Annotated in this window: 15 protein-coding genes; 8 read left to right on the top strand and 7 right to left on the bottom strand. The window is 65.1% G+C overall.

Features of this window, described 5'->3' with window-relative positions:
* Position 1 precedes the first annotated feature (1 nt).
* Both LT948_RS09455 and LT948_RS09450 read right to left on the bottom strand, forming a co-directional pair.
* Positions 2 to 451, bottom strand: a complete 450-nt coding sequence (locus LT948_RS09455; RefSeq protein ID WP_003082662.1) for a YcgN family cysteine cluster protein — start codon at positions 449 to 451, stop codon at positions 2 to 4.
* A 76-nt stretch (positions 452 to 527) separates the two neighbouring features.
* Positions 528 to 803, bottom strand: coding sequence for a metal/formaldehyde-sensitive transcriptional repressor (locus LT948_RS09450; RefSeq protein WP_003082658.1), 276 nt, complete (start codon positions 801 to 803; stop codon positions 528 to 530).
* 67 nt (positions 804 to 870) lie between these two features.
* On the opposite strand from LT948_RS09450, the gene aitP reads away from it, so the two are divergent.
* Positions 871 to 1,827 (top strand): CDF family iron/cobalt efflux transporter AitP, encoded by a 957-nt coding sequence (aitP, locus tag LT948_RS09445; RefSeq protein ID WP_023086424.1) that lies wholly within the window; start codon positions 871 to 873, stop codon positions 1,825 to 1,827.
* 11 nt (positions 1,828 to 1,838) lie between these two features.
* Here the strand turns inward: aitP and LT948_RS09440 are convergent, their stop codons facing one another.
* The 3 genes from LT948_RS09440 to rnd form a co-directional block, all read right to left on the bottom strand.
* Entirely contained in the window at positions 1,839 to 2,771 is a 933-nt protein-coding gene (locus LT948_RS09440) for a D-2-hydroxyacid dehydrogenase (RefSeq protein WP_003086815.1), read from the bottom strand.
* A 254-nt stretch (positions 2,772 to 3,025) separates the two neighbouring features.
* A complete protein-coding gene (locus LT948_RS09435) occupies positions 3,026 to 3,319 on the bottom strand; it encodes a YcgL domain-containing protein (protein WP_023097819.1) in 294 nt (97 codons plus the stop codon).
* Positions 3,316 to 4,440, bottom strand: a complete 1,125-nt coding sequence (gene rnd, locus LT948_RS09430) for a ribonuclease D (RefSeq protein WP_003086813.1) — start codon at positions 4,438 to 4,440, stop codon at positions 3,316 to 3,318. The genes LT948_RS09435 and rnd overlap by 4 nt, the downstream gene beginning before the upstream one ends.
* Before the next feature lie 140 nt (positions 4,441 to 4,580).
* Here rnd and LT948_RS09425 point away from each other — a divergent pair, with 140 nt between their 5' ends.
* Positions 4,581 to 5,642 carry an SMP-30/gluconolactonase/LRE family protein gene (locus LT948_RS09425; protein ID WP_003082649.1) on the top strand — a complete coding sequence of 354 codons (1,062 nt, stop codon included), beginning with the start codon at positions 4,581 to 4,583 and terminating at the stop codon, positions 5,640 to 5,642.
* A gap of 147 nt (positions 5,643 to 5,789) precedes the next feature.
* On the opposite strand, the gene LT948_RS09420 is transcribed toward LT948_RS09425, so the two are convergent.
* Positions 5,790 to 6,569, bottom strand: coding sequence for a GntR family transcriptional regulator (locus tag LT948_RS09420; RefSeq protein ID WP_003083340.1), 780 nt, complete (start codon positions 6,567 to 6,569; stop codon positions 5,790 to 5,792).
* 374 nt (positions 6,570 to 6,943) lie between these two features.
* Between LT948_RS09420 and LT948_RS09415 the strand changes: the two genes are divergently transcribed.
* On the top strand, positions 6,944 to 8,293 hold the full coding sequence (locus LT948_RS09415; protein ID WP_003087209.1) for an NCS2 family permease: 1,350 nt from the start codon (positions 6,944 to 6,946) through the stop codon (positions 8,291 to 8,293).
* 240 nt (positions 8,294 to 8,533) lie between these two features.
* Here the strand turns inward: LT948_RS09415 and uraH are convergent, their stop codons facing one another.
* On the bottom strand, positions 8,534 to 8,914 hold the full coding sequence (gene uraH, locus LT948_RS09410) for a hydroxyisourate hydrolase (protein WP_003087207.1): 381 nt from the start codon (positions 8,912 to 8,914) through the stop codon (positions 8,534 to 8,536).
* Between the two features lie 372 nt (positions 8,915 to 9,286).
* Between uraH and puuE the strand changes: the two genes are divergently transcribed.
* Genes puuE through LT948_RS09385 form a run of 5 tightly spaced genes read left to right on the top strand, consistent with a single transcriptional unit; the run spans position 9,287 to position 13,631 of the window.
* The gene (gene puuE / locus LT948_RS09405; RefSeq protein ID WP_003083336.1) at positions 9,287 to 10,213 is read left to right on the top strand and encodes an allantoinase PuuE; all 927 of its coding nucleotides are present in this window, start codon (positions 9,287 to 9,289) and stop codon (positions 10,211 to 10,213) included.
* Positions 10,210 to 10,725, top strand: a complete 516-nt coding sequence (gene uraD / locus LT948_RS09400) for a 2-oxo-4-hydroxy-4-carboxy-5-ureidoimidazoline decarboxylase (RefSeq protein WP_073657149.1) — start codon at positions 10,210 to 10,212, stop codon at positions 10,723 to 10,725. The genes puuE and uraD overlap by 4 nt, the downstream gene beginning before the upstream one ends.
* A gap of 17 nt (positions 10,726 to 10,742) precedes the next feature.
* Complete coding sequence (alc, locus tag LT948_RS09395) at positions 10,743 to 11,741, top strand: allantoicase (RefSeq protein ID WP_003120468.1); 999 nt, start codon at positions 10,743 to 10,745, stop codon at positions 11,739 to 11,741.
* A gap of 54 nt (positions 11,742 to 11,795) precedes the next feature.
* Positions 11,796 to 12,305: an ureidoglycolate lyase gene (locus LT948_RS09390; RefSeq protein ID WP_003083329.1), complete on the top strand. Its 510-nt coding sequence runs from the start codon at positions 11,796 to 11,798 to the stop codon at positions 12,303 to 12,305.
* A 48-nt stretch (positions 12,306 to 12,353) separates the two neighbouring features.
* Entirely contained in the window at positions 12,354 to 13,631 is a 1,278-nt protein-coding gene (locus LT948_RS09385; protein ID WP_003087201.1) for a urate hydroxylase PuuD, read from the top strand.
* Positions 13,632 to 14,170: the final 539 nt, after the last annotated feature.

The raw sequence follows: 14,170 nt of genomic DNA, 5'->3' as shown, positions 1-14,170 counted from the left end.
CTCAGCCGGCGCGGAAGATCAGGTAGTCCTCCCAGTCGTCCTCGGCCACCTGGGTCTCGCTGAGCATGCGCCCGGACTGGGAAATGCGTTCCTTGTGGACCCGCTCCGGGTCGCCGCAGACCAGGTGGTGCCAGAGCGGCAGGTCCTTGCCTTCGGCAACCAGGCGATAGCCGCAGGTCGGCGGCAACCACTGGAACTCGTCGGCCTGCGCCGGGGTGAGCTGGATGCAGTCGGGGACGAAACGGATGCGCTCGGCGTAGTTGGTGCAGCGGCAGCTTTGCAGGTCGAGCAGCTTGCAGGCGATACGCGTGTAGTAGACGCTGCCGTCGTCCTCGTCCTCGAGCTTCTGCAGGCAGCACAAGCCGCAACCGTCGCACAGCGACTCCCACTCGTCCTGGTCGAGTTGGGCGAGGGTCTTGCGTTTCCAGAAGGGTTCGACTTTGGCGGCCATGGCATCGGGGGCTGGTGAAAAGGCGCGATAGTCTAGTCCCCTGCCCCCTCCAGGCCAAGCACCGGCCGGCACATGGCTACTTCAGGTAGGAGCGCAGCGCGGTCACCACCAGCTCCAGGTCTTCGCGACGCTGCTCCGCGCTCGCCTGCTCGGCGCCGAGGTGTTCGCGGATGTGCCCCTCCAGCACTTCGTTCATCAGGCCGTTCACCGCACCGCGGATCGCCGCGATCTGCTGCAGCACCGCCGCGCATTCGCTGCCCTCTTCCAGCGCCTGCTCCAGCGCCCGGGTCTGCCCGGCGATGCGGCGCACCCGCGCCAGGAGCTTCTTCTTCCCATGGATGGTATGGGCCACCGCTCTCTCCTCAAGGTAATATACTGGGGTATAGTATATTTTCAACGTCTCGACAGGACAGTAGCCAATGCCCGGCACCCCGACTACCCGGCCCCTGCGCCACTCCCATCGGTTCGACCAGGGCAACCCGCTGGCCGAGCGCAACACGCGCTGGGCGGTATTGCTCACCGCCTGCATGATGGTCGCGGAAATCGCCGGCGGCTGGCTGTTCAACTCCATGGCCCTGCTCGCCGACGGCTGGCACATGAGCTCCCATGCCCTGGCCCTGGGTCTTGCGGTACTCGCCTACGGCGCCGCGCGGCGCTATGCCAACGACCCGCGCTTCAGCTTCGGTACGTGGAAGATCGAGGTGCTCGGCAGCTACACCAGCGCCCTGCTGCTTCTGCTGGTGGCCGGGCTGATGCTCTACCAATCGGTCGAACGCCTGCTCGACCCCAGCCCGATCCACTACCAGCAGGCGATGCTGGTCGCCGCGCTCGGCCTGCTGGTCAATCTCGCCTGCGCCTGGCTGCTGCGCGACGGCCATGCCCACCACGGGCACGGCCACTCGCACCATCACCACGACCACGACCATCATGCCCACCGGCACGATCTGAATCTGCGCGCCGCCTACCTGCACGTGCTGGCGGATGCCGCCACCTCGCTGCTGGCGATCGTCGCGCTGGCCGGCGGCCTGCTGTGGAACGCGGCCTGGCTGGACCCGCTGATGGGTATCGTCGGCGCGGTACTGGTCAGTGTCTGGGCATGCGGCCTGATCCGGCAGAGCAGCCGGGTATTGCTGGATGCGCAGATGGATGCGCCGGTGGCTGCGGAAATCCGCGCGGCGATCGCCAGCAGCCCGCTGCCGGCGGAACTGCTCGACCTGCACCTATGGCAGGTCGGCCAGGGCAAGTACGCCTGCCTGCTGAGTCTGCTGACCACCGAGGAAGGCAGCGCCGACTATTTCAAGCGCCGCCTGGCCGAGCATGAGGAACTGGTGCACATCACCGTCGAGGTGAATCCGCTGCTCCCGCTCGCTGCCTGAGGGAACGCGGCTCAGTAGCCGCGAGCGAAGTCCACCTCGCCACGCATGGCGGTGCCCGCCCAGAAGCGCGCGAGGTTGTCGCGGAACAGTTCGACCATCGCCCCCGGCAGGGTCGGCGCGGCGGTGTGGCCGGTCAGCAAGAGGCGCGGGGTATGCCAGAACAGGTGGTTGGCCGGCAGCGGCTCTTCGCGGCAGACGTCGATCACCGCGCCGGCCAGTTGGTTGTTCTCCAGCGCCGCCACCAAGTCGGCGTCCACCACCGCGACGCCACGCCCGGCGTTGATGAACAGCGCCGTGGATTTGAGCCGGGCGAACAGCGCACGGTCGTAGATGTCGTGGGTATCGGGGGTGTCGGGCAGCAGGTTGATCAGGTAGTCGGCCGTCTCCACCAGGCGGCCGAGGTCGTCGAGCGAGCCCATGCGGTTGAACGGCACCAGCGAACGCGGATTCTTCGCCACCCCGGTCAGGTCCATGCCGAAGCCGGATAGGGTATGCGCCACCGCCTGGCCGATCTCCCCGGTACCCACGATCACCGCCTGCCGGCCACGCAACCCGCCAGGCGTGCGGCTATCCCATTGCGAACCGACCTGGCTGGCCAGGCGACCGAGGAACTGGCGCTCGTGGGCGAGCATGTAGGTCAGCAGGTATTCGCTCATCACCTGGCCGAAGATGCCTACCGCGCGTGTCAGGCTGTAGTCCTTCGGCAGGTCGGCGGCCAGCAGCGGCGTGATGCCCGCCCAGGTCGACTGCACCCAGACCGGATGCACGCCTTGGCGCAGCATCTGCGCCACCAGGTCGGGCTGGCCGAGCCAGATCGAGCACTCGCTGGCGGCGTCGATGAGTTGCAGGGGGTCGTCCCCCGCCACCACCTTCAGGCTGGGGTCGGCCGCCATCAGCAGCGCGGCATAGAGAGCGTGGTCACGTTCGAGAATCAGCAAGCGCATGGGTCACACTGCCAAGCCGGACAAGGGCTGGCGATCAGGCCGGAGAATATTGTTCTTTCATGCATCACGGCTCCTGGAGGGAAGCCCTCGAGAGCAGCAGGATTGGCGCTGGTAGACCACGGTCGCTGCCAGGGGTTCCGCTATCGTGCGACATCTTGCGGACATCATGCACCGAAGGCGCAGCCTTGCACAGAGCGGGTTTCACGTCGTGAAAGTGGCGCCGGTAAGCCGGCGCCAGCGGGGTACGGCTCGCGTCAGAGCGGGTCGTTCATGCGCAGCAACTCTTCCGGGAGATGCTCGATGTACTCTTCTTCGCCCGGCGGCATCTGCAGGTGGAAGCCCTGCTTCTCGATGTTCTCCAGGACCTTGGCGACATCCTCGCGGGCCAGTTGGCGCTCGGAGGTGAGCAGCAGGTCGAAGACATGTTGCGGCGCGCCGAACGGCACCAGCAGGGCCTCGGGCACGCGGCTCAACGCCTCGCGCTTGTCGACGTAGAGGTACATCTCGTTCTTGCGCGGGCTCTTGTAGACGGAACAGATTCGTTTCATGCGCTCTCCAGGGCGTCCAGCAGGGCCTGGCCCATGCGTTCGCGGCGCCAGCCGCGGAGGGAATCGGGCAGTTCGTAGGGACCGTCGGGATAGCCGCTCTTGAGCAGTGCCTCGAGGATCTTCTTGCGCAGCATCAGCTCGGGCGCCATGCCCAGGGTCTCCGCTTCGCGCTGGCCGATGGCGCGCAGGCTCTTGAGCAGCGGGGTGACCTCCGGCGGCAGCGGCTCGGGCAGCGCCTCGGGCCATTCGCTCTGCGGCAGGCGCGCAGCCTGGGCGATCAGTTCGATGAGGAAGTCGCCGTCCTGGCGCACGGTGCGCGGATGCATGTCCTCGATCGCCGCCAGGTCGGTCTTGTTCTTCGGCAGCAGGCGCGCCAGCGGCCACAGGGTGCGTTCGCGCAGCACGTGGTTGCGCGGCCGGTTGCGCAGGCGTGCCTGCTCCTCGCGCCAGGCGCAGAGTTCGCGGAGCACCGCCAGTTGCTGCGGACGCAGCCGCCAACCCAGCTTGACCTCGCGGTAGGCCTCGCGCGGATCGCTCTCGCGGCAGAGGTTGGCGACCAGTTCGGCGCCGTCCTCCAGCAGCCAGGCGCGTTTCTCCTCGCTCAGCCGCGCATCCAGGGCCAGGTAGACCTGGGCGAGGTGCTGGACGTCGTCGGCGGCGTAGCGCATCTGCATCTCGGTGAGCGGCCGTTGCAACCAGTCGGAACGGGTCTCGTCCTTGGGCAGGTCGATGTCCAGCACCTCCTTCACCAGCTTCGAATAGCCCATCGAATGGGCCATACCGAGATAGGCGGCGGCCAACTGCGTATCGAACAGCGGCACCGGCAGGCTGCCGGTGAGGCGCAGGAACACCTCGAGGTCTTCGCTACAGGCGTGCAGCACCTTCACCACCCGCTCGTCTTCGAGCAGTTCGGCGAAGGGACTCCAGTCCTGGATCAGCAGCGGATCGATCAGCCACTCCTGCCGGCCATCGCCCACCTGCACCAGACCGGCCGCGGGATAGAAGGTATCGACGCGCATGAACTCGGTATCGAGCGCGAGGTACGGCTGTGTGCGCCATTCCCGGCATTGCTGCGCCAGGCTGGCATCATCGCGGATCCACTGGATTTCGGGCGCGGTCACGAACATCTCCTTGGTCAAGTGCGGCGCATTATATAGAGCCTCGCGCCCTGCGAGCATTCCGCTCGGCACCGCGCTTGCCGATGAACGTAGCGAATGTCCATACTCCGCCCCTTGTCCGACAATCCGAACAAGGGAACTGCATGAAGAAGCTCAGCGGAATAATCGTCCTCCTGCTGGCTGGCGCGGCTCTTTACCTGGCCCTGAAGACCAGCCCGATCGACCCGCTCGCCTGGGATGCCCCGGCCGCTCCGCAGATGACCGGGGTCCTCGAACCCAACGACACCCTGATGAAGGCCGAGCTGCTTGGCCAGGGCCAACTGCACGGCCCCGAGGACACCGCCGTGGACAGCCAGGGCCGCGTCTATGCCGGTCTCGCCGACGGCCGCGTGGTACGCCTGGACGCCAGCGGCAAGGTCGAGACCTTCGTCGACACCGGCGGCCGCCCGCTGGGCATGGACTTCGATGCCGCCGGCAACCTGATCCTCGCCGACGCCTGGAAAGGCCTGCTGCGCATCGATCCGCAGGGCAAGGTGGAAACCCTCGCCACCGAGGCCGACGGCGTCCCCTTCGCCTTCACCGACGACCTCGACATCGCCAGCGACGGCCGCATCTACTTCAGCGACGCTTCCAGCAAGTTCCACCAGCCCGACTACATCCTCGACCTGCTCGAGGCCCGACCGCACGGCCGCCTGCTGCGCTACGACCCGTCCACCGGCAAGACCGAGGTGCTGCTCAAGGACCTGTACTTCGCCAATGGCGTGGCACTCTCGGCAAACGAGGACTTCGTACTGGTCAACGAGACCTACCGCTATCGCATCACCCGCTACTGGCTGAAAGGCGAGAAGGCTGGCCAGCACGAGGTGTTCATCGACAACCTGCCGGGCTTGCCGGACAACCTCCAGGGCGACCGCAAGGGTACCTTCTGGGTGGCCCTGCCGACCCCGCGCAAGGCCGACGCCGACTTCCTCCACCGGCATCCCTGGCTGAAGGCGCAGCTGGCCAAGCTGCCGCGCATGTTCCTGCCCAAGCCGACCGCCTACGGGCTGGTCATCGCCATCGACGAACAGGGCAGGATCGTCCGCAGCCTGCACGACACCAGCGGCCACCACCTGCGCATGATCACCTCGGCGAAGCCGGTGGGCGACCAGCTCTACTTCGGCAGCCTGGAAAACGACCGGATCGGCCGCCTGGCGATCCCCTGAAAAAGCCGAGCGTCTAGTCCTGAAATAGGTTTACACCTTGCTCCATCTAGTTCTCCGGAAAATCGGCATGGGAGGTGTAAACCTTATTCAGGACGGGACAGCGGAAACGAAAAAGCCCCGCATCGCGGGGCTTTTTCATGCTTCGGATCAGGCCGCCGAGTCGCTGTCGGCCTTGGCCCGGCGAGGCTTCTTCTTGCCGCCGAGGAGGTGCGAGAACACCGCGTGCAGGTCGCCGGAAGCGTTGTCGCTCTCCAGGTTGAGCTTGCTGTCGATATGCTCCATGTGGTGCATCATCAGGGTCACCGCGCGCTCCTTGTCGCCTTTCTCGATGGCGTCGAGGATCTCGTTGTGCTCGTCGAACGAGCAGTGCGAGCGACCGCCGCTTTCGTACTGGGCGATGATCAGCGAGGTCTGCGACACCAGGCTGCGCTGGAAACTCACCAGAGGAGCGTTGCGCGCCATCTCGGCGAGCTTCAGGTGGAACTCGCCGGACAGGCGGATGCCGGCGCCCCGGTCGCCACGGGCGAAGCTGGATTGTTCCTGCACCACCATCTCGCGCAACTCGGCCAGGCGCTCGGCGGTGGCGTTGTCGGTGGCCAGTTCGGTGATGGCGCGCTCGACGGTGCGGCGGGCGAAAAGGATCTGCCGGGCCTCGTCGATGCTCGGGCTGGCGACCACCGCGCCGCGGTTCGGCCGTAACAGCACCACCTGCTCGTGGGCCAGGCGCGAGAGGGCGCGGCGAATGATGGTGCGGCTGACGCCGAATATCTCGCCGAGCGCTTCCTCGCTCAGCTTGGTGCCGGGGGCCAGGCGTTGTTCGAGGATGGCGTCGAAGATGTGGGCGTAGACGATCTCGTCCTGGGTACCGCTGCGGGCAGCCTTGCCGGTGCGCGGCGGCTTCCTGATGTGTTGCAACTGATCGGTCATCGGTCTCGAACCTTGTGCGTCCGGCTTGTGGCCTGGGCTGATCCTGGCTCACGGGCGTGGGTGAGGCACGCCGGCGGCTGATAGCGAAATAGTGTACACAAGCAGCGGCATCCGGCGCACCACCCCTTTCCGCCCCTCGTTCCGAGCGCGCGGCACCGCCCGGAAGGACGCGTGACGGAAAGCTGATAAAAATGTGGCGAAACACCCTCAAACATTCTTTGACCTTTTTGTATACAAAGGCATAATCGCTCGCACGAGTTCTTGACCCAAAGGTCAGAAAATCGTGCCCTCACATCACCTTCGAGCCGCGTCAGGGACCTGGTAACCAACCGGCCCGCAGGACCTAACAACAAGAGCGATGAGGAGTACCTGCTGTGGAAAGCACCAAACAAGAAGAACAAGGGATCTACGCTGCGACACCGCCCGCCACCGGCCTGCTCGAACGCCTGTTCAAGCTCCGCCAGCATGGTACGACGGTCAGGACCGAGCTGGCGGCCGGGCTGACCACCTTCATCACCATGGCCTACATCATCTTCGTCAATCCCAACATCATGGCCGACGCCGGCATCGACCACGGCGCGGCGTTCGTCGCCACGTGCCTGGCGGCCGCCCTCGGCTGCTTCCTGATGGGCTTGTACGCCAACTGGCCGGTGGGCCTGGCGCCGGGAATGGGGCTGAACGCCTTCTTCACCTACACCGTGGTCGGCACCATGGGCTACAGCTGGCAGATCGCCCTCGGCGCGGTGTTCATCTCCGGGGTGATGTTCATGCTGCTGACCTTCTCCCGGGTCCGCGAATGGCTGCTCAACAGCATCCCCCGCAGCCTCAGGTTCGCCATGGGCGCGGGTGTCGGCCTGTTCCTCGGCCTGATCGGCCTGAAGACCGCCGGCATCGTGGTGGCCAGCCCGGCGACCCTGATCAAGCTCGGCCACCTCACCTCGCCCGGCCCGCTGCTGGCGGCACTGTGCTTCCTGATGATCGCCGTGCTCGAGTACCGCCGGGTGTTCGGCGGCATCCTCATCAGCATCCTCAGCGTCACCCTGGTCGGCTGGGCCCTCGGCCTGGTGCAGTACGGCGGGGTGTTCTCGGCGCCGCCGAGCCTGGCGCCGACCTTCCTGGCGATGGACATCGCCGGCGCGTTCAACGTCACCATGATCAGCGTGATCCTGGCCTTCCTCTTCGTGCACATGTTCGATACCGCCGGCACTCTCATGGGCGTCGCCCAGCGCGCGCACCTGGTGAAGGAGGACGGGCGCATCGAGAACCTGTCGAAGGCGATGAAGGCCGACAGCGCCTCCAGCGTGTTCGGCGGCATGCTCGGTGTCCCGCCGGTGACCAGTTACGTGGAGAGCGCCGCGGGCGTGGCCGCCGGCGGACGTACCGGGCTCACCGCGGTGGTGGTCGGCGTGCTGTTCGTCGCCGCGATGTTCTTTGCCCCGCTGGCCGGGATGATCCCCGCCTTCGCCACCGCCGGCGCGCTGATCTACGTGGCCATGCTGATGATGGGCGGGATGGCGCACATCGACTGGGACGAGCACACCGAAACCATCCCGGCGATCGTCACGGTGATCATGATGCCGCTGACCTTCTCGGTGGCCGACGGTATCGCCCTGGGCTTCATCACCTACGTCGCGATGAAGGTCCTCACCGGCAAGCACCGCGAAGTCTCGGCCAGCCTCTATGCCTTGTTCGTGATCTTCGTCGCCAAGTTCATCTTCCTCTGACCCGCCCGGATGGCGGATGGCCGCACGCGGCTATCCGCCTCGAACCTGTCGTTGCCCCGCAGGGCTCGCGACGCGCAGCTTCATCCCCCGCCCATTCGTACCCTGCGCCGCATTTCCCTTCCTGCCCACGAGTGGCGGATAACCGGCAACCCTCGGCGCACTCCCCGCGAACGAAAAAAAGCCCGCTCGATGGCGGGCCAGGGAAAAGGACTCGGAGAGTCAGTGTTTCGTGGCACGCACCTAGCTGCCGCGATAGGTCGAATAGCTGTAGGGCGAGATCAGCAGCGGTACGTGGTAGTGATCGTCGGCGGAGGCGATGCCGAAACGCAGCACCACCTGGTCGAGGAAGGCCGGCTCCGGCAATTGCACGCCGCGGGCGCGATAGTAGTCGCCGGCGTTGAACACCAGTTGATAGACCCCGGGACGGAAGTCCTCGCCTTGCAGCACCGGCTGGTCGCAGCGGCCGTCGTGGTTGGTCAGGGTGGTGGCGATCAGTTCCAGTTGCTGGCCTTCTACCCGGTACAGCTCGATCTTGATGCCATGGCCGGGGCAGCCGTGTGCGGAATCCAGTACATGCGTGGTCAAACGTCCCATGGGTTGCGGGCGCCCGCTGGCGGACACCACTCCTCCTCTTGCCTTCGTTCGATGGGGATCGCTCCGGGACCTGCCCGGCGCCGCTCGCTTGCAGCCCGCCAGGGAGCCGCTTGCGAAGCAATATAAGTTATCCTTCGATGAATTGTATACAAAAAACACCGCCACAACCGAAAATGCGGCAGCCGCCCCGAAATCGGGCATTCCTTCCACAAGCCCCACCCCGCAGGGCCTCATTCTTCGCTAACTGACCAGTCGGGCAGGTTTTTTGCTGGATGAATGGCAGGGATCGGCAAACAGGATTGTATTTACAGACCGCAGGCAAACTTGTATACAATAAATCCATCACGGCATCCCCGGCCCGTCCGGCCCGCCGCCCCATCCACAATAAGGAACACTGCTGTGAGCGCTGACTACCCACGCGACCTGATCGGATACGGCAACAACCCTCCCCACCCTCACTGGCCCGGCGATGCGCGCATCGCCCTGTCCTTCGTGCTCAATTACGAAGAAGGTGGCGAGCGCTGCGTCCTGCATGGCGACAAGGAGTCCGAGGCGTTCCTTTCCGAAATGGTGGCTGCCCAGCCCTTGCAGGGCGTGCGCCACATGAGCATGGAATCGCTCTACGAATACGGCAGCCGCGCCGGGGTCTGGCGCCTGCTCAAGCTGTTCAAGCGACGCAACGTGCCGCTCACCGTGTTCGCCGTGGCCATGGCGGCGCAGCGCAACCCTGAGGTGATCAGGGCGATGGTCGCCGACGGCCACGAAATCTGCAGCCACGGCTACCGCTGGATCGACTACCAGTACATGGACGAGGCCCAGGAGCGCGAGCACATGCTCGAAGCCATCCGCATCCTCACCGAACTCACCGGCCAGCGCCCGGTGGGCTGGTACACCGGACGCACCGGCCCGAACACCCGGCGCCTGGTGATGGAGGAAGGCGGCTTCCTCTACGACTCCGACACCTACGACGACGACCTGCCCTACTGGGACCCGGCCAGCACCGCGGAGAAACCGCACCTGGTGATTCCCTATACCCTGGACACCAACGACATGCGCTTCACCCAGGTGCAGGGCTTCAACAATGGCGAGCAGTTCTTCCAGTACCTGAAGGACGCCTTCGACGTGCTCTACGAAGAAGGCGCGACGGCGCCGAAGATGCTCTCCATCGGCCTGCATTGCCGGTTGATCGGTCGCCCGGCGCGGATGGCCGCCCTGGAGCGCTTCATCCAGTACGCGCAGAGCCACGACAAGGTCTGGTTCGCCCGCCGCGAAGACATCGCCCGCCATTGGCACCGTGAGCATCCTTTCCAGGAGACCGAGGCATGAGCCGTTTCCAGACCCTGACCCCCGCCTCGCTGTCCCGCGAGGCCTTCGTCGAAGCCTTCGCCGACATCTACGAACACTCCCCCTGGGTCGCCGAGAAGGCCTATGACCTGGGCATCGACGACAGCCTCAACGATATCGAGGGCCTGCACCAGCGCATGGCCGACATTCTCCTGTCGGCAAGCCACGAAGCCCAGCTGGCGCTGATCAACGCCCACCCGGACCTCGCCGGCAAGGCGGCGATCCGTGGCGAACTGACCGCCTCCAGCACCTCCGAGCAGGCCGGCGCCGGGATTCACGAATGCAGCGCCGAGGAGTTCGCCCGCTTCACCGAACTCAACGACGCCTACAAGGCCAGGTTCGGCTTCCCCTTCATCAAGGCGGTGAAGGGCAGCAACCGCCATCAGATCCTGGCGGCATTCGAGGAACGCATCCAGCACTCCGCCGACGAGGAGTTCGCTACTGCGCTGGCCGAGATCAACAAGATCGCCCTGTTCCGCCTGCAGCAGCTCTGAGGCCTGCGGAGACGAGCATGAACGCCGAACACTCGCCCTTCCGCCACTATCTCGACCTCGCCGACGCACGCCTGGGCAGCCAGGTGGTCGCCGTCAGCGACGAATGGTTCGCCCCGGCCAGCCGCATGCTGCAGGCCGGCGAACCGGTGTGGAAGGAAGGCGTATTCGACGACAGCGGCAAGTGGATGGACGGCTGGGAAACCCGCCGCAAGCGCTTCGAGGGCCATGACCAGGCGGTGATCCGCCTGGGTGTGCCGGGCGTGCTGAAGGGCGTCGACATCGACACCCGCTTCTTCACCGGCAACCATCCGCCGGCGGCTTCCCTGGATGGCTGCTTCTGCACCGAAGGCGACCCGGACGACAGCACGTCCTGGAGCGAAGTGCTGCCGGCGGTGGGGCTGCAGGGCGATAGCCATCACTACCACCCGATAGACGACGAACGTCCCTGGACCCACCTGCGTCTGAACATCTACCCGGACGGCGGTATCGCCCGCCTGCGCCTCTATGGCGTGCCCTACCGCGACTGGAGCAGCCAGCCGCCGGGAACGGCGCTCGACCTGGCCGCAGCGGTCAACGGCGGCCGGGCGCTGGCCTGTTCCGACCAGCATTTCGGACGCATGGGCAACCTGCTCAACCCCGGACGTGCCATCAACATGGGCGACGGCTGGGAAACCGGCCGCCGCCGCACGCCGGGCCACGACTGGGTGATCGTCGCCCTCGGCCATCCCGGCAGCATCGAGGCGGCGGTCGTCGATACCTTGCACTTCAAGGGCAACTATCCAGAAAGCTGCAGCATTCAGGCCGCCTTCGTGGAAGGCGGAAACGAGGCCCGGATCGAGGCACAGAGCCTCTTCTGGCGCGAGCTGCTGCCAGCGCAGAAGCTGGAAATGCACCAGGAACATCGGTTCGAGCGGCACCTCAACGCCCTCGGCCCGATCACCCATGTACGCCTGAACATCTTTCCCGACGGCGGCGTCAGCCGCCTGCGCCTGTTCGGCAGGCCACAATTACCGTGAGACCCGGGCCCCGCGTGCGTCCGGAATACAACAAACAGAATCGACAGGATCAGTATGCGCACTCTCAAGATCGAGCCGTTGACCAAGGAAGCCTTCGCCCCGTTCGGTGACGTGATCGAAACCGCCGGCAGCGACTATTTCATGATCAACAACGGCTCCACCCGCCGTTATCACAAGCTGGCCACGGTCGAGACCGCGCAACCGGAAGATAACGCGATCATCAGCATCTTCAGCGCCGAGAAGCTGGAAATGCCGTTGCGCATCCGCATGCTGGAACGCCATCCGCTGGGCAGCCAGGCCTTCATCCCGCTGCTCGGCAACCCCTTTCTGGTCGTGGTCGCGCCACTTGGCGATGTACCTGTACCGGGCCTCGTCCGCGCCTTCCTGACCAACGGAAGGCAGGGCGTCAATTACCACCGCGGCGTCTGGCACCATCCGGTGCTGACGATCGAAAAGCGGGATGACTTCCTGGTGGTCGATCGCAGCGGTTCCGGGAACAACTGCGACGAGCATTTCTTCACCGAGGACGAACAGCTCCTCCTCGACCCCCAATCAAACCAATAAGAGAGGTCCTGCCGCCGGTCCGCCGGCCAGGGCAAGAGGTACAAGACTGTGGAAGCACATCTCATCGAATGGCTGAACCTGCTGGTGCGCTGGATTCACATGATCGTCGGGATCGCGTGGATCGGCGCTTCGTTCTATTTCGTCTGGCTGGAGAACAACCTCAACCGCAGCAACCCGCGTGAAGGCCTGTCCGGAGACCTCTGGGCAATCCACGGTGGCGGCATCTACCACCTGGAGAAGTACAAGCTGGCTCCGCCGAAAATGCCGGAGAACCTGCACTGGTTCAAATGGGAGGCCTACTCCACCTGGATGTCCGGGGTGGTGTTGCTGACCATCGTGTTCTACCTGAACCCGACCCTCTACCTGATCGCCCCCGGCAGCGACCTGGCGCCGGCGGCGGCCATCGCCATCGGTATCGGTTCGCTGGTCTGCGGCTGGTTCGTCTACACCATCCTCTGCGATTCGGCGCTGGGCAAGACCCCTGCCCTGCTCGGCCTGGTCCTGTTCGTCCTGCTGGTCGCCGCCGCCTACGGCCTGACCCAGGTGTTCAGCGGCCGCGGCGCCTACCTGCACGTCGGCGCGATCATCGGCACCATCATGGTCGGCAACGTGTTCAGGGTGATCATGCCGGCCCAGCGCGCGCTGGTGAAAGCCATCGAAGAAAACCGCGAGCCCGATCCGGTGCTGCCGGCCAAGGGCCTGCTGCGCTCCCGGCACAACAACTACTTCACCCTGCCGGTGCTGTTCATCATGATCAGCAACCACTTCCCGAGCACCTACGGCAGCCAGTACAACTGGCTGATCCTGGCCGCCATCGCGGTGCTCGCGGTACTGGTACGCCACTACTTCAACACCCGCCACGAAAGCAACCGCTTCGCCTGGGCACTGCCCGCCGGAGCGCTGGGCATGATCGCCCTGGCCTTCGTCACCACGCCGAACTACCAGCAGGCTTCCGCACCGCTGGCCAGCACCCCGGCGGCGGCACCGGCACAACCGGCGACCGGCGGCGACGCACCAACCGCGCCCGCCGCGCCCCAGGCCTCCAATGCCGGGACCGCGAGCGGAGCCGACTTCGACAAGGTCCATCACGTGATCCAGGAGCGCTGCACCGTCTGCCACTCGGCGAAACCGACCAGCCAGCTGTTCAGCACCGCGCCAGGCGGGATCATGCTCGACACCCCGCAGCAGATCCAGCAACTGGCACCGAAGATCCAGGCCCAGGCCGTGGCCTCGCAGATCATGCCGCTGGGCAACATCACGCAGATGACCCAGGAAGAACGCAACCTGATCGGCAGCTGGATCGCCAAGGGCGCACAGATCAACTGAGCCTTGGCCGAAAGGCGAAGAACCGCACCTCCGGTTCCCCGCAGCAGAACAACCCTGCTGGCCCTACCCCAAAAGCCCTCTCCATAGAGGGCTTTTGGCCATAACTCGCCATATCTTTCAGCCCCCAACCTCTCCGATAACTCACTTTCCTTCACCCTGGGCCGATGGAACGAAACCGTGCGGCGCGATCTTCGCCTACCTTGCCAATGAAGAACTGTGCAACTTTTTGGTTGATAACGTTGTGGATAGAACGCTAGGGAACAAATACCCAAAGGGCTCCGAGAGAGTGCGCAACTTTTTGCAAGCGGTGCGCAAAAAGTTGCGCAATTTTCAGTGTTCTTCCCATGAGAATCGCCAGCGAATTTTTGGTTTCCCCCAATAACGCCTTGATGGAAAAGAGTTTCAAGACCAGTGGCACAGTTCTTGTCTAGCACCGGTGACCCCGGCATATCGCCTGGGCACTTTCAACGACAAGGAACGTATCCATGGCAACCCCCGCCTATATGTCCATCACCGGCACCAAGCAGGGCCTGATCACC

It is taken from the genome of Pseudomonas sp. CP-1, from assembly GCF_021213715.1.
In the GTDB taxonomy this organism is placed as follows: Bacteria; Pseudomonadota; Gammaproteobacteria; order Pseudomonadales; family Pseudomonadaceae; genus Pseudomonas; species Pseudomonas aeruginosa.
Note: the sequence above shows the minus strand (reverse complement) of the source record. Positions and strands in the feature narration are given on the sequence as shown.

What these genes read in the sequence shown, in the direction of transcription:
- aitP (WP_023086424.1), top strand. Translation starts at nt 871, where the DNA reads ATGCCCGGCACCCCGACTACCCGGCCCCTGCGCCACTCCCATCGGTTC.
- LT948_RS09440 (WP_003086815.1), bottom strand. Translation starts at nt 2,771, where the DNA reads ATGCGCTTGCTGATTCTCGAACGTGACCACGCTCTCTATGCCGCGCTG.
- LT948_RS09390 (WP_003083329.1), top strand. Translation starts at nt 11,796, where the DNA reads ATGCGCACTCTCAAGATCGAGCCGTTGACCAAGGAAGCCTTCGCCCCG.
- LT948_RS09455 (WP_003082662.1), bottom strand. Translation starts at nt 451, where the DNA reads ATGGCCGCCAAAGTCGAACCCTTCTGGAAACGCAAGACCCTCGCCCAA.
- LT948_RS09435 (WP_023097819.1), bottom strand. Translation starts at nt 3,319, where the DNA reads ATGAAACGAATCTGTTCCGTCTACAAGAGCCCGCGCAAGAACGAGATG.
- LT948_RS09425 (WP_003082649.1), top strand. Translation starts at nt 4,581, where the DNA reads ATGAAGAAGCTCAGCGGAATAATCGTCCTCCTGCTGGCTGGCGCGGCT.
- uraD (WP_073657149.1), top strand. Translation starts at nt 10,210, where the DNA reads ATGAGCCGTTTCCAGACCCTGACCCCCGCCTCGCTGTCCCGCGAGGCC.
- LT948_RS09420 (WP_003083340.1), bottom strand. Translation starts at nt 6,569, where the DNA reads ATGACCGATCAGTTGCAACACATCAGGAAGCCGCCGCGCACCGGCAAG.
- alc (WP_003120468.1), top strand. Translation starts at nt 10,743, where the DNA reads ATGAACGCCGAACACTCGCCCTTCCGCCACTATCTCGACCTCGCCGAC.